The organism is Paenibacillus sp. FSL H8-0457, from assembly GCF_038051935.1.
GTDB classification, from domain to species: Bacteria; Bacillota; Bacilli; order Paenibacillales; family Paenibacillaceae; genus Paenibacillus_AQ; species Paenibacillus_AQ lautus_A.
Genome location: NZ_CP150293.1, coordinates 2,461,060 through 2,485,045 on the forward strand (window position 1 = coordinate 2,461,060; position 23,986 = coordinate 2,485,045).

At 52.3% G+C, this 23,986-nt stretch carries 27 protein-coding genes and 1 riboswitch; of the genes, 23 read left to right on the top strand and 4 right to left on the bottom strand.

From position 1 onward, the window contains the following. Positions 1 to 154: 154 nt before the first annotated feature. The 4 genes from MHI43_RS10750 to lipB all read left to right on the top strand — a co-directional run bounded on the left by MHI43_RS10750 (position 155) and on the right by lipB (position 4,416). Positions 155 to 1,183: a thiamine pyrophosphate-dependent dehydrogenase E1 component subunit alpha gene (locus tag MHI43_RS10750; protein ID WP_036665725.1), complete on the top strand. Its 1,029-nt coding sequence runs from the start codon at positions 155 to 157 to the stop codon at positions 1,181 to 1,183. A gap of 3 nt (positions 1,184 to 1,186) precedes the next feature. Continuing rightward, the gene (locus tag MHI43_RS10755; protein ID WP_015734474.1) at positions 1,187 to 2,173 is read left to right on the top strand and encodes an alpha-ketoacid dehydrogenase subunit beta; all 987 of its coding nucleotides are present in this window, start codon (positions 1,187 to 1,189) and stop codon (positions 2,171 to 2,173) included. 18 nt (positions 2,174 to 2,191) lie between these two features. Then, the gene (locus MHI43_RS10760; protein WP_015734475.1) at positions 2,192 to 3,604 is read left to right on the top strand and encodes a dihydrolipoamide acetyltransferase family protein; all 1,413 of its coding nucleotides are present in this window, start codon (positions 2,192 to 2,194) and stop codon (positions 3,602 to 3,604) included. Positions 3,605 to 3,732: 128 nt separating this feature from the next. Further along, positions 3,733 to 4,416 carry a lipoyl(octanoyl) transferase LipB gene (gene lipB / locus MHI43_RS10765; protein ID WP_015734476.1) on the top strand — a complete coding sequence of 228 codons (684 nt, stop codon included), beginning with the start codon at positions 3,733 to 3,735 and terminating at the stop codon, positions 4,414 to 4,416. A 29-nt stretch (positions 4,417 to 4,445) separates the two neighbouring features. Here the strand turns inward: lipB and prli42 are convergent, their stop codons facing one another. Beyond that, on the bottom strand, positions 4,446 to 4,547 hold the full coding sequence (gene prli42 / locus MHI43_RS10770; RefSeq protein ID WP_015734477.1) for a stressosome-associated protein Prli42: 102 nt from the start codon (positions 4,545 to 4,547) through the stop codon (positions 4,446 to 4,448). A gap of 113 nt (positions 4,548 to 4,660) precedes the next feature. Between prli42 and MHI43_RS10775 the strand changes: the two genes are divergently transcribed. Next, positions 4,661 to 5,791: a tripeptidase T gene (locus MHI43_RS10775; RefSeq protein WP_036665723.1), complete on the top strand. Its 1,131-nt coding sequence runs from the start codon at positions 4,661 to 4,663 to the stop codon at positions 5,789 to 5,791. A gap of 65 nt (positions 5,792 to 5,856) precedes the next feature. On the opposite strand, the gene MHI43_RS10780 is transcribed toward MHI43_RS10775, so the two are convergent. After that, positions 5,857 to 7,068 carry a tetratricopeptide repeat protein gene (locus MHI43_RS10780; protein ID WP_015734479.1) on the bottom strand — a complete coding sequence of 404 codons (1,212 nt, stop codon included), beginning with the start codon at positions 7,066 to 7,068 and terminating at the stop codon, positions 5,857 to 5,859. Between the two features lie 98 nt (positions 7,069 to 7,166). Next, positions 7,167 to 7,331 carry a Z-ring formation inhibitor MciZ gene (gene mciZ, locus MHI43_RS10785; protein WP_015734480.1) on the bottom strand — a complete coding sequence of 55 codons (165 nt, stop codon included), beginning with the start codon at positions 7,329 to 7,331 and terminating at the stop codon, positions 7,167 to 7,169. A gap of 94 nt (positions 7,332 to 7,425) precedes the next feature. Here mciZ and MHI43_RS10790 point away from each other — a divergent pair, with 94 nt between their 5' ends. The 16 genes from MHI43_RS10790 (at position 7,426) to MHI43_RS10865 (ending at position 21,053) form a co-directional block, all read left to right on the top strand. Further along, entirely contained in the window at positions 7,426 to 8,007 is a 582-nt protein-coding gene (locus MHI43_RS10790; protein ID WP_009595101.1) for an NUDIX hydrolase, read from the top strand. A 1-nt stretch (position 8,008) separates the two neighbouring features. Then, complete coding sequence (locus tag MHI43_RS10795; RefSeq protein ID WP_015734481.1) at positions 8,009 to 9,223, top strand: endonuclease Q family protein; 1,215 nt, start codon at positions 8,009 to 8,011, stop codon at positions 9,221 to 9,223. Between the two features lie 89 nt (positions 9,224 to 9,312). After that, complete coding sequence (spoIIM, locus tag MHI43_RS10800; protein WP_009595126.1) at positions 9,313 to 9,936, top strand: stage II sporulation protein M; 624 nt, start codon at positions 9,313 to 9,315, stop codon at positions 9,934 to 9,936. 109 nt (positions 9,937 to 10,045) lie between these two features. Further along, a complete protein-coding gene (locus tag MHI43_RS10805; protein ID WP_006209405.1) occupies positions 10,046 to 10,510 on the top strand; it encodes a Fur family transcriptional regulator in 465 nt (154 codons plus the stop codon). A 340-nt stretch (positions 10,511 to 10,850) separates the two neighbouring features. Beyond that, a complete protein-coding gene (locus MHI43_RS10810; protein WP_009595237.1) occupies positions 10,851 to 11,084 on the top strand; it encodes a YqzK family protein in 234 nt (77 codons plus the stop codon). Positions 11,085 to 11,124: 40 nt separating this feature from the next. Beyond that, on the top strand, positions 11,125 to 12,009 hold the full coding sequence (locus tag MHI43_RS10815) for a site-specific tyrosine recombinase (protein ID WP_015734482.1): 885 nt from the start codon (positions 11,125 to 11,127) through the stop codon (positions 12,007 to 12,009). 58 nt (positions 12,010 to 12,067) lie between these two features. Next, entirely contained in the window at positions 12,068 to 12,892 is an 825-nt protein-coding gene (locus tag MHI43_RS10820; RefSeq protein WP_015734483.1) for a purine-nucleoside phosphorylase, read from the top strand. 193 nt (positions 12,893 to 13,085) lie between these two features. Continuing rightward, complete coding sequence (locus MHI43_RS10825; protein WP_015734484.1) at positions 13,086 to 14,276, top strand: D-alanyl-D-alanine carboxypeptidase family protein; 1,191 nt, start codon at positions 13,086 to 13,088, stop codon at positions 14,274 to 14,276. 91 nt (positions 14,277 to 14,367) lie between these two features. Beyond that, positions 14,368 to 14,721: an anti-sigma F factor antagonist gene (spoIIAA, locus tag MHI43_RS10830; protein WP_009595152.1), complete on the top strand. Its 354-nt coding sequence runs from the start codon at positions 14,368 to 14,370 to the stop codon at positions 14,719 to 14,721. Then, entirely contained in the window at positions 14,718 to 15,176 is a 459-nt protein-coding gene (gene spoIIAB / locus MHI43_RS10835; protein ID WP_015734485.1) for an anti-sigma F factor, read from the top strand. Before spoIIAA ends, spoIIAB begins: the two co-directional genes overlap by 4 nt. 11 nt (positions 15,177 to 15,187) lie before the next feature. Then, a complete protein-coding gene (gene sigF, locus MHI43_RS10840) occupies positions 15,188 to 15,943 on the top strand; it encodes an RNA polymerase sporulation sigma factor SigF (RefSeq protein WP_009595135.1) in 756 nt (251 codons plus the stop codon). A gap of 296 nt (positions 15,944 to 16,239) precedes the next feature. Next, the gene (locus MHI43_RS10845) at positions 16,240 to 16,884 is read left to right on the top strand and encodes a stage V sporulation protein AA (RefSeq protein WP_015734486.1); all 645 of its coding nucleotides are present in this window, start codon (positions 16,240 to 16,242) and stop codon (positions 16,882 to 16,884) included. Beyond that, entirely contained in the window at positions 16,881 to 17,309 is a 429-nt protein-coding gene (locus MHI43_RS10850; RefSeq protein ID WP_015734487.1) for a stage V sporulation protein AB, read from the top strand. The genes MHI43_RS10845 and MHI43_RS10850 overlap by 4 nt, the downstream gene beginning before the upstream one ends. A gap of 23 nt (positions 17,310 to 17,332) precedes the next feature. Further along, on the top strand, positions 17,333 to 18,967 hold the full coding sequence (locus tag MHI43_RS10855; protein WP_015734488.1) for a spore germination protein: 1,635 nt from the start codon (positions 17,333 to 17,335) through the stop codon (positions 18,965 to 18,967). Between the two features lie 118 nt (positions 18,968 to 19,085). Beyond that, entirely contained in the window at positions 19,086 to 20,420 is a 1,335-nt protein-coding gene (gene lysA / locus MHI43_RS10860) for a diaminopimelate decarboxylase (RefSeq protein WP_015734489.1), read from the top strand. Between the two features lie 201 nt (positions 20,421 to 20,621). Next, positions 20,622 to 21,053 carry a peptidylprolyl isomerase gene (locus tag MHI43_RS10865; protein WP_009595227.1) on the top strand — a complete coding sequence of 144 codons (432 nt, stop codon included), beginning with the start codon at positions 20,622 to 20,624 and terminating at the stop codon, positions 21,051 to 21,053. Positions 21,054 to 21,128: 75 nt separating this feature from the next. Here MHI43_RS10865 and MHI43_RS10870 read toward each other — a convergent pair whose 3' ends face one another. After that, positions 21,129 to 21,530 carry an acyl-CoA thioesterase gene (locus MHI43_RS10870; RefSeq protein WP_015734490.1) on the bottom strand — a complete coding sequence of 134 codons (402 nt, stop codon included), beginning with the start codon at positions 21,528 to 21,530 and terminating at the stop codon, positions 21,129 to 21,131. Between the two features lie 200 nt (positions 21,531 to 21,730). Continuing rightward, positions 21,731 to 21,914: riboswitch (FMN riboswitch) on the top strand. Positions 21,915 to 22,182: 268 nt separating this feature from the next. Here MHI43_RS10870 and ribD point away from each other — a divergent pair. Together ribD and ribE are read left to right on the top strand one after the other, a co-directional pair. Beyond that, positions 22,183 to 23,283: a bifunctional diaminohydroxyphosphoribosylaminopyrimidine deaminase/5-amino-6-(5-phosphoribosylamino)uracil reductase RibD gene (gene ribD / locus MHI43_RS10875; protein WP_036665720.1), complete on the top strand. Its 1,101-nt coding sequence runs from the start codon at positions 22,183 to 22,185 to the stop codon at positions 23,281 to 23,283. A 23-nt stretch (positions 23,284 to 23,306) separates the two neighbouring features. After that, positions 23,307 to 23,975 carry a riboflavin synthase gene (gene ribE / locus MHI43_RS10880; RefSeq protein WP_015734492.1) on the top strand — a complete coding sequence of 223 codons (669 nt, stop codon included), beginning with the start codon at positions 23,307 to 23,309 and terminating at the stop codon, positions 23,973 to 23,975. Positions 23,976 to 23,986 lie beyond the last annotated feature (11 nt).

Consider the following 23,986-nt stretch of genomic DNA (forward strand, 5'->3'; position numbering starts at 1 on the left):
GGAATCCCTCATTTCTTTTTGCCGAGAAAGGGATTATAATATCATTAAGCCAAGTCTTAGTACCAGGTTTTAATACTTGATCTAATATGCCTCAAACTCAGGTTGCGAGGCGGATCAAGCCTGAAGTCATGGCTCACATAAAGGAGGGATCTCCATGAAAGAACATGAAACGGTTACGGCAAACAACAATAGGCATGAGCAGCTTGGACTGACCGACGGACAAGTGCTGGACATGTACAAATATATGGTGCTGGCGCGAAAATTCGATGAGCGCAATCTGCTGCTGCAGCGTGCGGGCAAAATTAATTTTCACGTTTCCGGAATCGGGCAGGAGGCATGTCAGGTTGCTGCTGCCTTTGCCCTCGACCGGGAGAAAGATTATTTTTTACCTTACTACCGCGACTACGGATTCGTATTGGCGGTTGGCATGACGCCTCGGGAATTAATGCTGTCGGCTTTTGCCAAGGCCGAGGATCCGAACAGCGGCGGACGGCAGATGCCAGGCCACTTCGGCAGTAAACGCCTGCGGATCGTGACCGGCTCCAGCCCTGTAACGACCCAGGTTCCGCATGCCGTAGGCATCGCGCTTGCCGCGAAGATGCAGAAGAAGGAGTTTGTATCGTTTGTTACGTTTGGCGAAGGCTCGAGCAATCAGGGCGATTTCCATGAAGGCTGCAATTTTGCCGGCGTTCACAAGCTCCCCGTCATTATCATGTGCGAGAATAACCAATACGCCATTTCGGTTCCGCTTCATAAACAGATTAGCGGAAAGGTCAGCGACCGCGCGCTCGGGTACGGTTTTCCGGGTGTTCGAGTGGACGGCAACGACGCTCTGGAAGTTTACGCGGCCGTGAAGGAAGCGCGGGAACGCGCGATCCGAGGGGAAGGACCAACGTTGATCGAATCCATGATGTACCGTTTGTCTCCGCATTCCACATCGGATAACGATTTGGCGTACCGGACCAAAGAAGAGGTTGAAGAGAACTGGAAGAAAGACGGCGTTGCCCGTTTTAAGAACTATTTGATCGACTGCGGGCTCTGGGACGAAGCACGCGATCAGGATCTGATCGCGCAGTTAAACCTGGAGATCAAAGAAGCGACGGAATCTGCAGACTTGGCTCCGTTTCCGAAGCCTGAAGATACGCTTCTTCACGTATATGCCGATGCTGAAGGAGGCGCGTAAGAGATGGCGGTAATGGAATATATCGATGCAATACGCCTGGCCATGAAGGAAGAGATGGAGCGTGACGAGTCCGTATTCGTGTTAGGCGAGGACGTGGGCGTCAAAGGCGGCGTGTTTACTACCACCAAGGGCTTGATGGATCAATTCGGCGAAATGAGGGTGCTCGATACCCCGCTCGCGGAATCCGCGATTGCCGGCGTGGCTATTGGTGCAGCCATGTACGGCATGAAGCCGATTGCCGAGATGCAATATTCGGACTTCATGTTCCCGGCAACCAACCAGATTATTAGCGAAGCGGCGAAAATCCGCTATCGTTCCAATAACGATTGGAGCTGCCCCGTCGTGATCCGCGCGCCGATCGGCGGCGGCATATTCGGAGGTTTGTATCATTCCCAGTGCCCGGAATCGGTGTTCTTCGGAACGCCAGGATTGAAAATCGTTGCGCCTTACTCGGCCTATGATGCAAAAGGGCTGCTGAAAGCGGCGATCCGCGACCCGGATCCGGTTCTGTTCTTCGAGAACAAGAAATGCTATAAGCTGATTACCGGCGATGTGCCGGACGACGATTACGTTGTCCCGATCGGCAAAGCGAACCTGCTGCGCGAAGGCTCGGATATTACGGTGATCAGCTACAGCCTGCCGCTGCATTTCGCCATGCAGGCTGCCGAAGAGCTTGAGAAGGAAGAAGGCATCAGCGCGCATGTGCTGGACCTGCGTACCATACAGCCGCTGGACCGGGACGCGATCATCGCCGCAGCCCGGGCAACGGGGAAAGTGCTGATCGTTCACGAGGATAACAAGACCGGCGGCGTTGGCGGGGAAGTATCCGCGATCATAGCGGAGCACTGCTTGTACGATTTGGATGCTCCGATCATGCGCCTATGCGGTCCGGACGTGCCGGCTATGCCTATCAGTCCGCCGATGGAGAAATTCTTTATGCTTAACAAGGACAAAGTCAAAGAATCCATGCGTCAATTGGCGCTTTATTAAGAACAGGGAGTTGTGAGCATGTCCGAAAATCAGAAATTGACCGATGTTACGATGCCTCAGCTGGCAGAATCCCTTGTTTCGGCGACCATTGCCAAGTGGCTGAAGAAGCCCGGGGATTCCATTGAGCAATACGAACCGATCTGTGAAGTGATCACAGATAAAGTCAATGCCGAGATTCCATCCACCCTGGACGGCGTCATGGGCGATATTCTTGCCCAAGAAGGCCAAACCGTCAATGTTGGCGATATTATTTGCCGGATCGCGGTCGCTTCCGGAGAAGGGATAGCACCTTCGCCCCAGCCGGCAGCAGCAGCTTCAGCGAGTCCGCAGCAGGGAGCAGGCAGCGAGGAAGGCTCGATGCGTTTCCGTTACTCGCCTGCCGTACAGACGCTGGCCGCGGAACATGGGATCGATCTTTCGAAGGTCCAGGGATCTGGCATGGGCGGAAGAATAACCCGTAAGGACGTATTGGCTTATATCGAAAAAGGGGGAGCAGCCCAAGGCCAAGGCCAAGGCGCTCCTGCCGGAGCGCCGTCTTTCCCTAGCGCGCAAGCGCAAAGCGAAGCAGTGCAGCCGAGCGGGACTTCGCCGTTTCAAGGGCTCCAGCATCAGACGCCTGCGGAACCGTCGCCTCCTCTGGGCACAGCCATTCCGGATGTGCGCCATTCGGGGCTGCATTTGACGGAATCGCCGAAAATTCCGACCATTGAAGTGGAGGGCATGGAAGGCGGAAGATCCGAATACTTCATTGATGTAACGCCGATGCGGAATGCCATTGCCCGAAACATGCGTCAAAGCGTTACGGAAATACCGCATGCCTGGACGATGATCGAAGTCGACGTGACCAACATCGTGCTGCTGCGCAATCAATTGAAGGACGAGTTCAAGCGCAAGGAAGGGGTTAATTTAACCTACCTGGCCTTTTTGCTGAAAGCCGTAGTGAACGCCATTAAAGATTATCCGATCATGAATTCGTTCTGGGCCGTGGATAAAATCGTGGTGAAGCGCGATATCAATCTGTCCTTGGCCGTCGGTACGGAGGATTCCGTGCTGACGCCGGTCATCCACCGTGCCGATCAGAAGAATATCGCGGGCCTTGCGAGAGAGATCGAGGATCTAGCGCGCAAGACACGTGAAGGCAAGCTGAAGCTGGACGACATGCAGGGCGGTACCTTTACGGTTAACAATACGGGGTCCTTCGGCTCGATTCTGTCCTATCCGATCATCAATTATCCGCAGGCTGCGATTCTGACATTTGAATCCATCGTGAAAAAGCCGGTGGTTATCAATGACATGATCGCGGTTCGTTCCATGGCAAACCTGTGTTTGTCCCTGGATCATCGGATTTTGGACGGGGTGATCTGCGGGAGATTCCTCCAACGCGTCAAAGACAATCTGGAAGGCTACACCCTTGATACGAAGCTCTATTAATCAACGTCTGCTAGCATGATCTGCGGACTGATTCTTTTCGAAGAGGTTCGCAGACGTTATTCATTTCAAGTCAATCGAAGGGGGATCCATCGGTTGGCTTTGAACCCTATGAAAGAAGGCGTTAGCACATGAACAAACCGTTAGATGTATCGTATACGCCGATTGTCGATTACGGCATGGCTTGGGAGCTTCAAAAAAACCATGTTTCCGCCATCGATCAGGGAGAGCGTCACGAGAGTCTGATGCTCCTCCAACATCCTCCGACCTATACGATGGGGTCGCAGCGGCATCCGGAGCACCTGCTGCTAAGCAAAGAGGAATTGGAGAAACAGGGTATCGGCCTGTTTGAAATCGATCGCGGCGGAGATATTACATATCATGGTCCCGGACAGCTTGTCGGGTATCCGCTGTTGCTGCTGGATGGCGGCAAGAATTTGAACCTCCACGGGTTTCTGCGCGACGTGGAGCAGGTCATCATCGATTACTTGGCATCATACGACATCGAAGCAGGCCGAAAACCCGAGTACACCGGTGTATGGGTTGGGGATTCGAAGATTTGCGCCATCGGCGTGAAATTCAACAAATGCCGCCGACATCGCGGGTTTGTGACGAGCCATGGGTTTGCGTTTAACATCAAATCCGGAATCGCGGACGCGGGATTCTCGGGCATTATTCCTTGCGGCATACAGGAATACGGCGTAACTTCACTGGAGGATTGCACGGGGCAGATGTTCGAGGTAGAGGAAGTAGCCCGGGAGATCGTGCCTTTCTTCACCCGGGTATTTCCATATGAGGCTCACTGGCTGTCATAACTTCGCTGCCTAGGGTAGCGTTACGGGCGTTAGCGAAGGAACAAAGGCTCCAGGATAACCAGAAGCGTTGAACCGACCATGGCAATCAGCATGAGATAGATTACAATTCGAAACCACTTTTTACGTTGCATTGTGTAACTCCTTTAGAATAAGTTTAATGATGAACATACATGGAGCAGCATCATTTAGTTGAGATATGGATATACAGACATTGTATCGTATCTGCGAAAGAGAGGGAAGTCCAGTGATCTCAGAAGAGCGTATCATTCAAGAGTTTATGGAACTGGTTCAAGTGGATAGCGAAACCAAACATGAAGAAGAGATCTCGAAAGTTCTCCAACAGAAATTTTCCGGTCTCGGCTTCGAAATCATAGAAGACGATGCCAAGGAAAAGACGGGGCACGGAGCAGGCAATCTGATTATTACCTGGAAAGCGGACGAGGCGGCCCAGCATGCGCCTAAGCTGCTTTTTACCTGCCATATGGATACCGTAACACCCGGGAAAGGCATCAAACCGACTCTGGGCGATGACGGTTGGATCCGAAGCGACGGAACGACCATCCTCGGGGCGGACGACAAAGCCGGCATCGCTGCTTTGCTTGAAGGCATTCGGGTCATTCAGGAAAATAACATTCCGCACGGGCAAGTCCAGTTTGTCATTACGGTAGGAGAGGAATCGGGGCTGGTCGGAGCGCGGGCGCTAAATCCCGATGTTTTGGATGCGGATATCGGCTTTGCGCTGGATTCCAACGGGGAGCTGGGTTCGATCGCAGTTGCCGCCCCGACCCAGGCGAAAATCAAAATGATTATCAAAGGCAAGTCTGCCCATGCCGGCGTAAATCCGGAGGACGGCATCAGTGCCATTCAAGTCGCGTCCAAAGCCATTGCCAAAATGAAGCTCGGACGCATCGATAAGGAGACCACGGCTAACATCGGCAAATTCCAGGGCGGAAGCGCTACGAATATCGTGTGCGACTTTGTTCAGATCGATGCCGAAGCACGCAGCATCGTTCAGGAAAAGGTCGATAAGCAAGTGAACGATATGCGTGAAGCGCTCGAAACCACGGTTCGTGAATACAATGCCAATTGCGAGTTCATTAGCGAGATCGTTTATCCGGCCTTCAGCTTCAATGAGCATGACGAGGTCGTTCAGCTTGCGCAGCGGGCCATCGGCGGATTGGGTTTGCCGACCCGCACGTTCCGGTCCGGCGGCGGCAGTGACGCCAATATTTTTAACGGCCTCGGCATTCCAACCGTCAATCTGGCAATTGGATATCAAGACATTCATACTACGCAGGAGCGCATTCAAGCTTCTGATTTAGTGAAGGCGGCGCAGATTGTGGTTGGAATTATCCAGGAAACGGCCAAAGCGTAGTCGATGATGATGAAATAAAGCCCGCTGCGGATGCTGGATGTCCGCAGCGGGCTTTTTAAATGCAACTAATTCAGGAAAGACATCGTCGGGGAGGTCTCTACCCTTTTTTGGGCAGGCGTCCAGGTGGTGTGCCAGTTCGTACTCTCGACAACATGCAATGCGGCATTAATGTTGTCGAGGTATAGCTCGATTTCCTTCCTTGCCGCTGCAGAGGAATAACTCTCCTCAAGACGGGCGGAAAGGGAAATCAACGCGGACTGCAAATAACAAGCGGCTTCGCCGAAGCGAGCCTCCGTATGCCCGGGAGAAGCGAGCCTTAGCTGCTCGAGCATGGATGCGGCCTCGTCATATTTACCCAGGTCATACAAATGTTCAGCCGCTATGAAACATACCTTCTTGCTGTAGCTGTCTTGGTCCTGGAGAGGTAACGCTTCCAATTGATGCAACCTGGAAATTGCTTGTCCCCTGTAGCCTTCATCATAAAGAAAACAGATAAGAGCATAATAAGCACGTTCGCCGCTATCGGCAAGCAGATGTTCCGCGATGGAGATCATGTTGAGCGATATGGCAGTGCGAGCTAATTGTAAAGCCTCCGACATGACGATGAATCGGTCAGGCAGCGAATGCTGAAGGCTCCACTCGCAGAGCTGCCGGATTCGGGTCAGCTGAGCCATTTCGGATCCTTGCGGACGCGGCAGTTCCCGCGGCTGACGGGTGGAATCCCGAAGGTAGCTGTCAATGAACTGCATGGCTTCTGCGGTTTGACCCGCCATGATGAGGCAAGTCACGTACATGATACAGGTATCGGAATATAAACTTCCCTGCTCAGCAAAGCAGCGGGAGGCAAACGGATAAGCCCCGATGTAATATAAAGACCTGCCAACCATGATATGGGATGCCGGAAAGCCGCTTGTTTCGTCCAAGAGCCGTTCGCATATGGCTTGGTCCGGGGTTCCTTGCAGAAGCAGGAGTGCGGCCCATTGATTCAGCGCCTCTTGGGCGTGGGCACCGGAATGAAGCACGACGGTTCTGAAGGCCTCCTCGGCTTTGCCGTAGGAACGCATTCGCATGCTTAATAGCCCGTACTCAAGCCAGCTTAAATCGACTTCCTTCCATCCCGAGCTCGTTGTATCGGTTGTTGCGGATTGTGCAGCATCCTTGAAGCTCTTCAAAGCCTTCTCAAGATACCCCCGTTTTTTGTACCATTTTCCGCGCTCATATTCAGTTGAAGGTGGATTTGTAATCGGATCGGTTTCAATAATAGGTAGTTGTCGCATGTCGAAGCCTCCCAATGATATAAACACCCTTATAGGTGAAAAGGTCATGGTCCGTATTCGAAAAAAATAGAAAAAAGTCGAAAAACAGGTCTACAGAACTAATTTCCCGATCTATTTTCATAAATATTTTTAGAAGATTTAGAAATAATATCCACAATCATCGTTTCGGAGCCCCATTGCTGCTGCCATTGCTTCAGCATAATCCGAATCTGCCAGGCCTGTCCTACCAAATGTATCGAATGGTCACCTTTGTAGCTTTTCATGGGCGGCTTCCTTCTTTCTTGGAAATTTTGATATAATACATCTTATGCACTAGCATGGTCCGCCATGCCGTTTTTAAACAAAGGAGGTCATTTTGTGAGCGATATCGGCAGTAAGACCCGTGAAGCATCGGATAAATTGCTGGAAGAAACCACCTTGTCCACCCAATCTATTTTTGAAGGGAAAATCATATCGCTGCAGGTCGATACGGTGACACTGCCCGATGGGCAGACGGCAACCCGTGAGGTTGTCAGGCATCCCGGCGCCGTAGCGGTGCTTGCGTTAAAAGACGATAAAATGCTGGCCGTCAATCAATTTCGTCAGCCTCTTGGGCGCTGTGAGGTTGAAATCCCTGCCGGCAAGCTGGAGCGGGGGGAAGATCCGCTTGAAGCGGCCAAACGTGAACTGCAGGAGGAAACCGGTTATACGTGCGGCTCGATCCGAAAACTGCATTCCTTCTATACATCTCCGGGGTTTGCCGATGAGATCATTCACTTGTACCTGGCAGAGGATCTGGTCGGAGGCGACATGAACCCCGATGAGGACGAGTTCATAGAGATGATGGAAATCTCGCTGGAAGAGGCGTACTCCCTCATCCAAGAGGAGAGAATCAGCGATGCCAAAACCATTCTCGCCGTCTATGCTTGGAATATGTACAGCTTGACGGGTAAGATCTGATATGCAGCATCCTGATGAGAACGTCTCGGCCGGGAAGCTTCAGTCCTATTACTGCGACATGCATATTCATATCGGTCGCACAAGCAGCGGACAAGCTGTGAAAATAAGCGCAAGCAACAACCTGACCTTTGAAAATATAGCCGTCGAAGCTTCGGAGCGGAAAGGCATTCAGATGATCGGCATCATCGATTGCCATTCTCCTTCGGTGCAGGAAGACATTCTGCAGTGTTTGGACAGCGGCGTCATGCAGGAGATCGACGGGGGCGGAATTGCGTATCGGGATACGGTAATCCTGCTTGGCAGCGAGATTGAAATACGTGAAAGCGGCCGAGGCGCGGCCCATGTGCTGGCTTATTTTCCCGACCTGGGCACGATGCAGGAGTTCACCGGCTGGATGGCCGGATATATGAAAAACGTCCAGCTGAGTTCCCAGCGCATCTATGTCAGTCCGCTGGAGCTGCAGCAAGAGATTACGGCACGCGGCGGGCTGCTGATACCCGCTCATGTCTTTACGCCTCATAAGGGGCTTTACGGCAGCATGGCTGACCGTATGAGCGAGGTGTTCGATCTGAACGGGATCGCGGGCATCGAACTTGGGCTCAGCGCCGATTCCTCGATGGCAGGACGGATTAGCGAGCTGGATGCCTATTCCTTTTTGACCAATTCGGATGCGCATTCCCTCGGGAAAATCGGCAGGGAATACAACCGGATCGACATGGCCAAGCCTTCATTCGCAGAATTTCGCCAGGCGCTTCAGGCTAGCAACCGGAGAAGAATCAGTGCGAACTATGGGCTGAATCCCAGACTGGGAAAATACCATCGTACCTATTGCGTGGGATGCGACAGCATTCTGGATGAAGGGAGCGACGTTCATGATTTGGTCCGCTGCCCGTACTGCGGCAGTACCAAGCTGGTCCAAGGCGTGTTTGACCGAATTCTGAACATCGCTGACCGCACGGAGCCTGTGGTGCCGGAGAGTCGGCCGGCGTATCACTACCAGGTTCCGCTAGAGTTCATCCCGGGTCTAGGGAAGTCCTCCATGTCGAAGCTGCTTGACGCCTTCGGCACCGAAATGAATATCCTTCATCAGGCTACGGAAGCGGAGCTGGCGGCCGTTGCCGGCGAGGGACTCGCGGCAAGCATCGTGATGGCCCGGAATGGGACGCTGCCCTTATCGGCTGGCGGCGGAGGCTCTTACGGGAAGGTGCTCCGGTAAATCGGGTCAACTCTTTCAACCAAGCAGGTCATACAAGGCTGACGATTGTCATAGAGTAGAGTAGAGACACAGAAAGGAGACTCTATTCTATGCAATCATTCCGCCAAGCCTTTAAGGATCAGACGATGCTCTATGTGTTTGTAGGCGTCTTGTTTTTAGTGGGCGTGCTGTTCGGAGCGTTGATGGTCAATGCACTTTCATTGGAGCAACAGCAGGAAATGGCCCGCTATTTAAACCACTTTTTTGTTAACGTGCAGGACGGTGGAGAATCCATGAGTCAGTCTTCTTACTGGAGCATCGCAGCCCTGCATCTGAAATGGATCGGATTGATATGGATTCTGGGATTGTCCGTCATCGGGCTTCCGGGAATATTGATATTGGATTTTCTAAAAGGGGTTCTCATTGGGTTTACGGTCGGTTATCTGGTGGGGCAGTATTCATGGAAAGGTCTGCTGTTCGCCTTGGTCTCGATTGCGCCGCAAAATTTGCTTATCATACCGGTGCTCATGATGTGCAGCGTAGCCGCAATTACCTTCTCGCTCTACATCATCAGGGACCGATTTATCATGAATCGCGGAGGCAGCATGATGAAGCCCTTTGCTTCGTATGCCATGCTGACATTTTTCATGGTCATGCTGACGCTCGGGGTCGCTTCCTTTGAAACCTGGGTAACCCCCGCCATGATGCGCTGGGTTACGCCCATGTTGCTATAATCCGCGAATTTTTCCATAAAGCAAAACCGTTTGACTTTGTTTGTCAAATCCCCCTATAATGAAGGAAGTGAACAATAACGTGCAGTGATTTCCAAGGGGGAGGGAAACGATGGAAGCGCGGATCGACAAAATTAAGCAGCAGCTACAATCCCAAGGATACAAATTAACGCCCCAACGGGAAGCCACGGTAAGCGTATTGTTGGAAAATGAAGACGACCACCTTAGCGCAGAGGATGTATTTATGCTCGTGAAAGAGAAGGCTCCGGAGATCGGTCTGGCAACCGTGTACCGTACCCTAGAGCTGCTCAGTGAGCTTCATGTTGTAGAGAAGATAAATTTTGGCGATGGTGTCGCCCGTTACGACTTGCGGACGGATACTTCGAAGCATCACCATCATCATTTGATATGTACTCAATGTGGAAGCATGGATGAAATACGCGAGGATTGGCTCGGTCCGTTGGAAGAGCGGTTAGAGCGAGAATTCAACTTTACCGTTCATGACCATCGGCTTGATTTCCATGGCATATGCTACCGTTGCAAAGAGAAGGGCAAGAATGACCAGGACAAATCCTAATTTTATATCTTTCAACAAACCGCAGTGATGATCATCACGGCAGCCCTCTACGGCGGTAAGCCGGGAGGGCTTTTTAGATAATTAACTATATTAGGCGGTTCATGCACGCTTATCGTATCGTTCACTTTTCAGCACAAATTATACTTTTACATCATCCAAGTACGTCGATTAGACGTTTTTTTTATTCTTCAGAATAACCGCCGGACCCAATGGCTGATCGGAGATAAGAGGGATGCGGTCATAATCCTGCAGCTTGTATCATAGGCTTTACGTGAAATGATACCTGCAATACCCGCTTTCAATTGAGCGATCGATGCCATGTGAAAGAGAGGCGCTGCCAGTGATTATATCTATTCGAAAAATAGGCTCACTGATCCGTTTTATTTCGATGTTTGCCGTGTTGACCATGTTTTTTTACTTCGTGCTGGGATGGGTAGGCGATTGGCTAACACCAGTGGATCCTTACCGTGCGCCTTCGGGACAAGCGGTAAAGGCTTTTCAGCCGGAGAGCACCATGGACTCCCGTTATTCGCCGGCCGAGCGTCTCCGATTGTATTACTGGTACGGAGAGTGATCGTGCTTGCAAAGGGCCGCGGGAATAGGAGCAAAAGATCATGAAACCATATCTGGACGAATATGTACAATACCTGGAGGACGAGAAGGGACTGTCCCGAAGCACGATAGCATCGTATCGGGCCGACCTTCAAGGATTCCTTGCATTTGCAGCTGAAAGGGAGGTCACCCATCCGCGAGAGGTGAATCGAACGCTGCTCGGGCTGTATGTGGGAAGATTGAGGCAGCAGGGGAAGGCGGCATCGAGCCTGCTTCGATGCACGGCTTCCCTGCGTTCCTTTTTTCAGTATTTGGTGCGTCAAGCCGTTATTGTACAGGATCCGACTCAGCTGCTGGATAATCCGAAGCCGGAACGGAAGCCGCCGAAGTCGCTAACCGTGGAGCAGGTGGACAAGCTGCTGTCGGCTCCCGATTCCGGTACCCCGCAGGGCGCCAGGGACAAAGCGATGCTTGAGCTGCTGTACGCTTCGGGCATCAAGGTCTCGGAATTGGTGAATCTGTCCATCCATGACATCCATTTGGAGATGCGCTTTTTACGCTGCGCGGTTTCCGGTGGGAAGGAGCGTATTCTGCCGATCACCCCGATTGCAGCCGAGAGCGTTGCATTTTATGTGCGAGATATGCGGGACAAGCTGATGCGGGATGCCGGGGAAGACGCGTTATTCCTGAATTCGCTGGGAACGCGCTTGACACGGCAGGGTTTTTGGAAAATTATTAAAAAGTATGGCAAGCTTGCCGGTATTGACGAGGACATCACGCCGCATACCCTTCGGCATTCGTTTGCCATGCATTTGCTGGGGAACGGCGCGGACTTGCGTTCGGTTCAGGAGATGCTGGGACACTCGGCATTGTCCACAACCGGGATGTATCAATCTGCCAAGAAAAGCATGAAGGAAGTATACGATCATTATCACCCGAGATCATAGGGCGGAACTACCGGCACTAGGATCTACAATTTATCATCAGAATAGGAGCGGTATGAATATGAGTTCAGTCCATCAGCAAAGCATTAAGGAAGCAGCAGCATACATACGAGGGCAGAATGGCGTCCAGCCCGAGGTCGGCCTGATATTGGGTTCGGGGCTCGGCGTGTTGGCGGAATTGATTGAGAATCCGGTTTCGATCGCTTACACGGACATTCCTCATTTTCCCGTATCGACGGTGGAAGGACATGAAGGCGAACTGCTGCTGGGCACGATCCACGACCGGCCTGTCGTCCTGATGAAGGGCCGTTTCCACATGTACGAAGGCTACGGCCCGGAAGTGACGGCTTTTCCGGTACGCGTCATGAAGGAGCTTGGCGTAAAGAGCCTGCTTGTTACCAATGCGGCCGGAGGCATCAACACGTCCTTCGAGCCGGGCGACCTCATGCTGATCTCCGATCATCTGAACATGACAGGAACCAACCCGTTAATCGGGCCTAACGATCCGGCGCTTGGCGTGCGCTTTCCGGACATGTCTCAGGCTTACAGCCGTCAACTTCGCCAATTGGCAAAAGAAGTCGCCGTGGGTCAGGGCATCGTGCTGAGAGAAGGGGTTTACGCAGGTTTGCTGGGACCGACTTATGAAACGCCGGCCGAGATTGTCATGCTGCGCACGCTCGGTGCGGACGCGGTAGGCATGTCCACCGTGTCCGAGGTCATTGTAGCAAGGCATGCGGGGCTCGAGGTGCTGGGCATCTCCTGCATCAGCAACATGGCTGCGGGCATACTGGATCAGCCGCTATCCCATGACGAAGTTATGGAAACAGCGGAGAAGGTCCGTGAGAAATTCCTGGCGCTCGTTATGGCCATCATTCCCAAAATGTAATGGTTGTTAGCATGAGGCTGGGCTTTTCGCAGATTTACATCTGCAAGAAGCCCAGCCTCTTTGTTATGTCCTTTTAGATGAATGGCAACAATTTTCCGTAAAATACTGGAATAATTTGTTTTCAACCTGACGACAATGAATAGCAGACCCGCGTACAGCGGGATGCCATTACGAATGTCAGGAGGGGACGGAAGTGAAAAAAGCGTTAATCGCTGGATTTCTGGTTCTAGCCGTGGGATTATCCAGTGCAGCTGTACCAAGTTATGCGGAAGAAAATAGCAAACCCGGCGGAGGATCATCTCAAGAGGAGCTGGCGCCAAGTGCCCGTTCCGCTATATTGCTGGATGCGGATACCGGAACCATTATTTACGAGAAAAACAGCCATGATAAGCTGCCTCCGGCCAGCATCACCAAGGTAATGACGATGCTGCTTACGATGGAAGCCATCGATGAAGGACAATTGAAGTGGACCGATAAGGTGCGCACCAGCGAATATGCGGCATCCATGGGCGGATCCCAGATTTTTCTTGAGCCCGGCGAGGAAATGACCGTGGACGAGATGCTCAAAGGCATTGCCATGGCATCGGGCAATGATGCTTCCGTTGCGATGGCGGAGAAGATTGCCGGCTCGGAAGAAGGCTTCGTGAAAATGATGAACGAGAAAGCGGCGGAGCTCGGAATGAAAGATACGCATTTCGTGAACTGCAACGGACTTCCTGCAGAGAATCATTATACATCGGCCCATGACATAGCGGTCATGAGCAGGGAATTGCTGAAATACGACCAGATCACCAAATATACCGGCGCTTATCAGGATTACTTGCGCAAAGATTCGGAGAAACCGTTCTGGCTGGTCAATACGAACAAGCTGGTGCGGTTCTACACGGGCGCGGACGGATTGAAAACCGGGTATACGTCCGAAGCCAAGTTCTGTTTATCGGCAACGGCCAAACGGGACGGGCTGCGCGCCGTAGCGGTTGTCATGGGGGCTCCGGACACCAAGACGCGGAACAATGAAGTGTCGCGTATGTTTGATTATGCCTTTTCCCAATACACGATGCACTCCATCTATAAGCCTGGCGAAGTGCTCGGTATCGTAAAGGTGCAAAAGGGCAACGTGCCCGAGATCTCGATTCAAGCGGAAAAAGACTACAGCGTGCTTGTCAAGAAAGGCGTAAAGAATCCGGACATCCGTCATGAGATTCAGTTGGATCCGAACCTGAAGGCACCGGTAGCCGCCGGACAAGTCATCGGCAAGCTGTCTGTCTATCAGGGGGAACAGCTCGTGAAGGAGTTCGAGCTGACGTCGCCTGTTAAGGTGGAAAAGGCCGGATTCTGGAAGCTGTTCAAACGGACAACCGGCAAGTTGTTTCATGTAGATTAATGGGAGTTTTCTTCTAGTTTTGTCGTGATGCAGGAATGTCTTTTTCGAATGTAGAAATCCTTGTTCATGTCAGGGAGGAGAGTGAACAAACATGAATCTGCATGTTGATATGGAGCATCACAGGCATGTTCTGATCGTCCGTCTGTCCGGCGAGCTGGATCATCATACGGCCGATCATGTCCGGATGCAGCTGGATGAAGCCATTCAGAGACGTCAAACAGAGCACTTGGTGCTGAGCTTAAAAGACTTGGATTTTATGGACAGCTCAGGGCTGGGAGTCATTCTGGGACGCTATAAATTCATCAAGCAAAAGGGCGGAAAGATGGCGGTGTGCGATGTCAAGCCGCAGGTTTACCGCTTGCTTGACATGTCGGGGCTGTTCAAAATCATGCCGATATACGAGAACGAGGGCACGGCACTCTCGGGTCTGGAGGTAGTGTCATGAGTGAAGGAAGAGCACAGCATAATTTTATGTCGCTGCAGTTTGCCGCTAAGTCGGAAAACGAATCCTTTGCCCGTGTCGCCGTGGCTGCATTCATCTCCCAGATGGATCCCAACATGGATGAGCTGAATGATCTGAAAACGGTGGTTTCCGAGGCCGTCACGAACAGCATCATCCATGGTTACGACAGCGACCCGGAAGGGGTCGTCAAGATTGAAGCCTCGATAGACGGGGATATGATCACGCTGCGCATCGAAGATTCCGGCCACGGGATCGAAGATCTGGAGATGGCGAAGCAGCCGCTGTATACCTCGAAGCCGGAGCTGGAACGATCCGGCATGGGATTCACCATCATGGAAAATTTCATGGACGAATTTGAAGTGGTCAGCGAACCAGGCAACGGTACGTCGATCAAAATGAAAAAGAGGATCGAATCTAAGAAAGCTTTATATAATTAGGGGTTGGACAAATGGATGCCGATGTGAAGAAAACTTCGCAGACTTATTTGGACGACGCGGAGGTCAAACGACTCATTGCACTTAGCCAAAGCGGGGATAATGTCGCCCGGGACACGCTCGTCAACTGTAATATTCGTCTTGTCTGGTCTGTCGTTCAACGGTTTATGAACCGGGGGTATGAGCCGGATGATCTGTTTCAGATCGGCTGTATCGGTCTCCTCAAATCCGTGGACAAGTTCGATCTCAGTTATGACGTAAAGTTCTCTACCTATGCCGTACCGATGATTATCGGTGAAATTCAGCGTTTCTTAAGGGACGACGGGACTCTGAAGGTCAGCCGTTCGCTTAAGGAGATGGCCAACAAAGTCAGGAAGAAGCGGGACGAGCTGTCCAAGCAGCTCGATCGTCTTCCCACGGTGAAAGAGGTTGCCGAAGAGCTGGGGGTAACGCCCGAGGAAGTGGTGTTTGCCCAGGAGGCGAACAAACCGCCAACCTCGATTCATGAGACCGTATTTGAAAATGACGGGGATCCCATCACGCTAATGGATCAGATTGCCGATGATTCGCAGGAACGATGGTTTGACAAGCTGGCCTTGAACGAAGCGATAGGGGGCTTGACCGAACGGGAGCGGCTCATTGTATATCTAAGGTACTATCGGGATCAGACGCAGTCGGAAGTTGCCACCCGGCTGGGCATATCCCAGGTGCAGGTATCGCGGCTCGAGAAAAAAATATTGCAGAGCATTCGAAACGAGATCGCGCAGTAGCGGGATCTATACCGTATCCTAAAGCCTGCACAAAGAAAGCGCCGTCCTTCTGGGACGGCGCTTTCTTGCGGAAATAAGACCGTAACCACTTCAGCGTCTTCCCCCTTTATCTCACTTGACGAACTTTCCCTAAAGGTGGCCTGTCTTCTAAGTGAGATGTCGATGGTTGATTAGCTTGTTTTTTTTGTATAACGGTCCTGGCCGGTCCGGCGATTAAAGAAAGTATGGTAAATCCGAGTAGAAACGATGGCAATTTCCCATACTAACGGTAATTTAGCAGTAAAGGAGTGTTTCGGATGAAGGTTAATCCCACTCCGACGGTGTTTCTGCAGCTGCGGAGCCGAATACGGCTGCCGAGAGACCAGACCGTCAAACTAGGTGATGTCGCCTTCATAGTCTGTGAGCCCGAATGGGAGAAACGGCTCAGAGCCCTGCCGTTGACTCAGCCGAAGGATATCGACGGCAACCGTCTTGTCATGGATCTGATTCAAATCATTCCGAAGATACAAGGGTTGATTCCGGGCGCCCATATTGAACCGATGGGTAACCATCATACCCTGGTGGAGCTTGTCGGTCCGGACAGCAAACGATCCAGACTGTGGTTCCCGCTCATTTGGCTGCTCTTGTTTTTCGGTTCTGCGCTCACCATCATGAACTTTCATGCAGACGTCAACATGCTTGAGGTCCAGATCCGGATTGTCGAAATGGTGACGGGAAAACGAGATGAGCATCCCTATTTGTTCCAGATCGCATACTCTCTGGGGCTCGGATTCGGCATGACGGTGTTCTTCAATCATTTGTTCAAGAAAAAATGGAATGAAGAACCGACCCCGCTGGAGGTGGAAATGTACCTCTATCAGGAAAATCTGGATCAGTTCGTGGTCGCCGAAGAATACCGGAAAATGAATGCCAGTGCCGATACGACGGGGGAAAAACCATGATGTTGTCCATTCTGCAAGGGGTATTTACCTGTGTTCTCGGCGTTGCCGGAGGCATCGCCGTCGGCGGCGGCGTGATTGCGCTCATCATTGTGCTGGACATCATACCGAGATTGTCCCAGTTGACGGCGACCTACAACCGGGTGCATTGGTACGAAGGAGCATTGATAACGGGATCCTTCATTGGCACGGTGGCCGATTTCTGGAGATGGTCCATTCCTTTGGGACCGGTCGTGAGTACCGTAATCGGACTGATGTGCGGAATATTTATCGGCATGCTGGCAGCCGCACTGACGGAAGTATTGAATGTCCTGCCGATTCTGGCCAAGCGGCTCCGGCTGAAGGGGTATTTGTTTGGTCTTCTGATGGCGATGGTGGCAGGCAAGGTAGCGGGTTCCCTGTTCGACTGGTTTGTTTACAGCAAGTGACAGTTATGGCTAGGAGGTAGGTTATGGACGAGAAAACAACGCATGGCGGCGAACTGGAGGCCGGGATTCCGATCATTCCTCCATCGGAGATCAAAGCGCTGGAGGAAGAAGCGCTGAAGGAAAAGAGGGAGGCGGAAACCTCCGACAGCACCAAGGAATCCGTCATTTATTGGCAGCAAACGGACGATGTTCCCGCGAAGCTGAGCGTACTGAAAGAAACGCTTAAGGAAGTGATCGGCCTTGGTGTTTCGTTTGACGTGGTATTCCGCGAGATGAACTTTGCCGGCAGAAATGCGGGGCTTCTCTTTCTAAACGGGTTCACCAACGATGTCGTGGTGACGGAAATTTTGACAAGGCTGACGTACCTGACGCCAGACGACGTTAACAACCATGCGCTTTCCGAAATCATGAACCGCTATATTCCCCATGTTCAGGTGGAGCGGGATACCAGGCTCAGCAAGGTGATTGACGAGGTCCTGTCAGGCCTATGCGCGCTGTTCATCGAGGATGCGCATTCCGCCATCATCCTGGACACCCGGAAATATCCCGTACGGGGACTCGAAGAGCCGGCTGTCGAACGCGTTGTTCGAGGCGCCAGGGACGGGTTTACGGAGACGCTGGTGACAAACGTTAACCTTGTGCGGAGACGGGTTCGTGATCCGGGACTGCATGTGGAGATCATCAAAGTGGGAAGGCGTACGAGAACGGACGTCAGTTTGGTCTTCATCGATGACGTAGCCGACCGTACCCAGGTAGAAGCCATCCGGAAGAAAATCCAGGAAATCGATTTGGAGGGGCTCCCTCTAGGCGACAAGCAGCTGGAGGAAGCGATTGTAAACAAGGGCTGGCACCCCTATCCGCTGGTCCGTTATTCGGAGCGGCCGGACGTGGTATCTTCCCACCTGCTGGAAGGCCGGATCGTCATTATGGTGGATACATCGCCGAGTGTGATGATCATGCCGACCACCTTCCTGGATCTCTGCCAGCATGCGGAAGAGAACCGGCAGACCCCGTTTATGGGGACTTATCTTCGCTGGATACGATTTATAGGCATTTTTGCTTCCATGTTCCTGCTCCCGTTGTGGATGCTGCTGGTTGTCCATCCTGAATTGAAGCCGCCGGGACTCGATATCATCGGTCCGCAGGAGAATGCGAAAATTCCCATTATTTTGCAGTTTCTGATCGTGGAATTCGGGGTGGATTTACTCCGTTTGGCCGCGGTTCATACACCGACGCCGCTCGCATCGGCAATGGGCTTGATCGCTGCGATTTTGATCGGCGATATTGCCGTTAAAACCGGATTGTTTGTCAACGAGGTTGTCTTGTATATGGCGGTTGCCTCCATCGGGATGTATGCAACTCCGAGTTACGAGCTGGGACTTGCCAATCGGATGGTCAGGCTGATCCTGCTGCTGGCCACAGCCTTGTTTGGGGTGAAGGGCTTTGTCATCGGCACAACGCTCCTGATTCTGCTCCTGACGACCCACCGTTCCTATAACTCGTCTTATTTATGGCCGTTTATACCATTTAGTGCAAAAGCGATGGGCGAAATTTTATTCCGCAAACCGCTGCTTCTGTCAAGAAGACGCCCGGCTCTCAACAAAACGCGTGACAACACGAAAATGGGCCCGGAAATGAATCCGAGGGGCGAGCACTAACAATAACACAAATGTTGTGTTGAAAAATCCATTTTGATTACCTTCCGTTGTCTGCTATACTGTGAACAATTATTCGATTACCCTATTTTTGAAACAATGGATCGGAGGAATTGTAAGCATGTTTTTACACGGTACAAGCAAGATTAACGATCAGGGGCATTTGGAAATCGGCGGGTGTGACACATCCGATTTGAAAGCTCAATATGGAACACCACTATATATCGTAGACGAGCAGTCGGTTCGCAACCGCTGCCGGGAATACATCGAGGCCTTTAAGGCTTCCGGTTTGAAGTTCCAAGTCGCGTATGCAAGCAAGGCGTTCTGCGTTATGGCCATGTGCCGATTGGCCGACGAGGAAGGCATGTCGCTCGACGTTGTTTCCGACGGAGAGCTGTACACGGCGCTTCAAGCCGGATTCCCGGCGGATCGGATTCATTTCCACGGAAATAATAAGACGCCGGAAGAGATCGAGATGGCGCTGGATGCCGAAATCGGCTGTTTCGTTGTCGATAACGTGATCGAACTGCATATGCTGCAGGCCATCGCTGCCGAGAAGAACCGCAAGGTCAACATTTTGCTTCGCGTGACACCGGGCGTCGAGGCGCATACGCATGAATATATCTCGACAGGACAAACCGATTCGAAGTTCGGCTTTGATATCGGCAACGGCTCTGCGTACGAAGCGGTGCAGCTTGCGGAAGCACAGGCGAATATTCATCTCATGGGCATCCATTCCCACATCGGTTCCCAGATTTTTGAGGTGGAAGGCTTCCAGATGGCTGTTCAGCGCGTAGCTGAATTTGCAGCTTCCGTAAAAGAAGGCCTGGGCGTCGTGTTCAAGGTCGTGAACCTGGGCGGCGGATTCGGTATCCGCTACGTGGATGGAGATACGCCGCTTCAAGTATCCCAGTATGTAAAAGCGATAACGGATGCGGTAAAGAACCATTTTGCGGGCCTTGGTTCCGAGCTTCCTGAAATTTGGGTGGAACCGGGTCGGAGCATCGTCGGTGACGCAGGTACCACGCTCTACACGGTGGGAACCAGCAAGGATATTCCCGGGGTGCGCAAATATGTTGCCGTCGACGGCGGCATGACGGACAATCCGCGTCCGGCGCTCTACGAGTCGAAATACGAAGCGCTGCTTGCAAACCGGGCTAAAGAAGAGCCGGAAGAAACGGTATCCATTGCCGGCAAGTGCTGCGAGAGCGGAGACATGCTGATTTGGGACCTGGAGCTTCCGAAGGTTGAAACGGGCGATCTGCTGGCGGTGTCCTGCACGGGCGCATACAACTATTCCATGGCCAGCAACTACAACCGGATCCGCAAACCTGCGGTCGTATTCGTGAAGGATGGGCAAAGCAATCTGGTCGTTCGCCGCGAATCGCTTGCCGATATCATCAGCAACGATGTCGTGCCGGCGGGTGTAACAAAAGAAACCGTTACGAGTTTATAAGACGTCAATGTCTCTGGATAGGAAGGGCCCGCCAAAGCCTCCGGCTGCGGTCAGGGCTCTTCGTCCTGCCTTCCGTCGGATATGGTCGCGAGGACGGGGACAAGTTCGTTTTGCTTCGAGGCTCAATTCATAGTAAACTATAACTTGCATTGTAAAAAAATCGATAAAAGCGTTTGAGATAACGGAAGGAGATACACACATATGGCAAAAAAAGCGAAGATCACCTTGGAAAACGGCAAAGAGGTTGTGCTCGACCTGTTCGAGAACGATGCACCGAACACGGTAGCTAATTTTGAGAAATTGGCCAACTCCGGCTTCTATAACGGTCTGGTATTTCACCGCGTAATTCCTGGATTCGTCGCTCAAGGCGGATGTCCGCAGGGAACGGGGACCGGCGGACCGGGTTATACCATTAATTGCGAGATCAATCCTAACAAGCACGAGCGCGGAAGCTTGGCCATGGCGCATGCTGGCCGGAACACCGGCGGAAGTCAGTTCTACGTGTGCTACGAGCCGCAACCGCATTTGGACGGACAACATACCGTATTTGGCAAAGTCGTTGAAGGCATGGAGTATGTGGATGCATTTAAAGGCCGCGACAAAATGGAAAAAGTAGAAGTGTACGAAGCATAATAAATTCAGCATCATGCAAAAACAGGCTCACCCTCAGAGGTGAGCCTGTTTTTTATGGCCGCCGCAAAGGGCGGATTACGCAGGGGCTGGGAACAATCGGCTGAGTTCTTCGGGGACGGGCCGGCTTTTACGTGAGTTTACATCCATCGCCACGCTGGTAACGATGGCATCCGCGCACAGCTCATGCTGTTCGTTGTATATCCGCTGGGCCATGACGTAACTCGTGCGGCCCATGGATTCGGGTTCCGTCACGACGGTCAGCCGTTCGCCTTGGCCGCACTCCTTGCGGTAATTGATATTAATATTGACGGTGACGGTCTGGACCCCGAGCCGTTTCAGCACATCATACCGCAGATCTCCCGCTTCGTACCATTCCTCCCGGCCCCACTCCAGGTATTCGAGGTATTTTGCATTGTTTACATGTCCGTTGACGTCGATCTCCGTGGGACGGACGATAATGTCCAGCGAAGTTTTCATCGTGGCTCGCTCCTTTTCAACTGCTACTTATCTCCTTGCTACCCTACTTAACTGTTCTCCCTTCGGGAAGCGTTCTCCTTCAAAAGTCCATGCTAATGACAGCATTAAAGTTATTCGCTTTAAAAAAGTTAGTTGTTTTTTCTTGCAATTTTCAAAAGGGGGTGATAAGATTCTTCATAAGATCAAACAATTTCATAGGTTTAATCCTTCGGGGCAGGGTGAAATTCCCTACCGGCGGTGATGAACGCAGTGATTGAGCTTATCGAAGCAGAGTGCTGCGTCTTAGTCCGTGACCCGGATATGAATGTGACGTTTCACATCGTATGCGGTGGACCTGGTGCAAATCCGGGACCGACAGTATAGTCTGGATGGGAGAAGGAGTGAGGGACACATAAGCAGCACATGTTATTGTGTCTTTGCGCACAGCGTGACATGCGTTATGTGCAGGTTTTCACATGCAATTCAAAGCTGTGACGGCGTTTTTTTGGTTTCGCCTGTGACGGATTTGGGTCGCTTGTTATACGCGAAATCTGCATTCATGACGGTTATTTATCGTGTCAATGATTAACTTCCATCAAGCCCTGTTTAAGGATTCTTCGGAATCTTTGGCAGGGCTTTTTTGTATGAACGTTGGGAAAGGGGCATGTTTAGCATGGATATCGTCAACGATGAATTCTATATGTCACTTGCGCTGGATCTGGCTGAACGTGCGCAGGGCCAAACCGGGATCAACCCGGTAGTCGGCTGCGTCGTCGTTAAGGACGGTGCTCTCGCCGGGGTGGGCACGCATCTGGAACGCGGAACGCCGCATGCCGAGGTTCATGCCCTGAATATGGCCGGGCCGAAAGCGGCAGGCAGTACCGTGTACGTGACATTGGAGCCCTGCAGTCACTACGGCGCAACGCCGCCTTGCAGCGAGAGGCTTATCGCCGAGGGCGTTCGGCGGGTGGTTGTGGCCTGCGAGGATCCGAATCCCCTCGTGGCGGGCAGAGGGATTCAGATGCTGCGCGCAGCGGGAATCGAGGTTGAAACGGGTATCCTTAAAGATCGCGCTCTTCGCCTGAACGAAGCCTTTGTTAAATTCATTACGACGGGCCGGCCCTTCGTCACGTTAAAGACGGCGAGCACGCTGGACGGCAAGATCGCTTCGAAAACCGGGGACAGCAAGTGGATCTCCAATGAAAAATCCCGGGAGCTTGTGCATACGCTGCGCCATCGCCATCAAGGCATCATGGTCGGCGTGTCTACGGTTATCGCGGATAACCCGAGCCTGACGACCCGGCTTGGCGTTGAGGGGCTTCACCCGGTCAGGATCATCGTGGATTCGAGCCTGAGGATACCGCTCGACAGCCATGTCGTGTCAGACGGATTGGCGCCAACCTGGATCTTGGCGACGGAGCAGGCGGATGATACGAAGCGGTCCGAGTTGGAAGAGCTTGGTGCTCAGGTCTTCCCCTGCGGACCTGGACCACGGGTGGATCTAAAGGTAGCGCTGCTCCAACTGGGACAAAAGGGGATCGCCTCGATTTTGCTGGAAGGCGGCGGTACGCTTAATGGCTCGATGCTGGAGCAGAAGCTGGTGGACCGGCTCATCCAGTTTATCGCCCCCAAAATCATCGGCGGGTATGATGCGCCGGGAAATTACATGTTCAGCGGTTATGAACAGATGAACCAAGCGATTTCGCTGACAGGACTTGAGACCGAAAGACTGGGCGACAATATCTACGTCACCGGCATTCCGGTCTGGAAATAAGGAGCGAGAAAGGAGGGAAGCCTGTGTTTACTGGATTGGTCGAGGAGATCGGCGAGATGCGGCGTATCGGGCGCCAAGGGGAGGCCATGCTGCTGAGCATTTCCGCTAACCGGATTATGGACGATCTGAAGCTGGGCGACAGCGTATCCGTAAATGGCGTCTGCTTGACGGCTACAGCGATCGACAAGGGCGTGTTTACGGTTGACGTTATGCCGGAAACCTATAGAAACACGAATCTCAAGGAGCTGCAGCCGGGCGGGAAGGTTAATTTGGAGCGGGCGATGGCAGCCGGAGGGAGATTCGGAGGCCATATCGTTCAGGGACACGTGGATGGCATCGGCGTCATTCGGAGCGTAAAGGCCGATCAGAATGCAGTGGTATACGAGATTTCGCCCGCGAATGGGGACGTATTCAAATATATCATTCCGAAAGGCTCGGTCACGCTGGATGGAATCAGCTTGACCGTTGTCAAAACGACGGATTCCTCCTTCACGGTGTCCATCATTCCCCACACGCTGGCGGAGACGGTGCTCGCTTATAAAAAAGCGGGCGACACGATTAATATCGAATGCGACATTTTAGGGAAATATGTAGATCACCTGCTGCATTACGGTTCGGAAGGCGCAGGTAGCAGAAGCGGCACGAAATCGAGGATCAGCAGGGATTACCTGGCCGAGCATGGCTTTGCCTAAGCTGTTTCTTG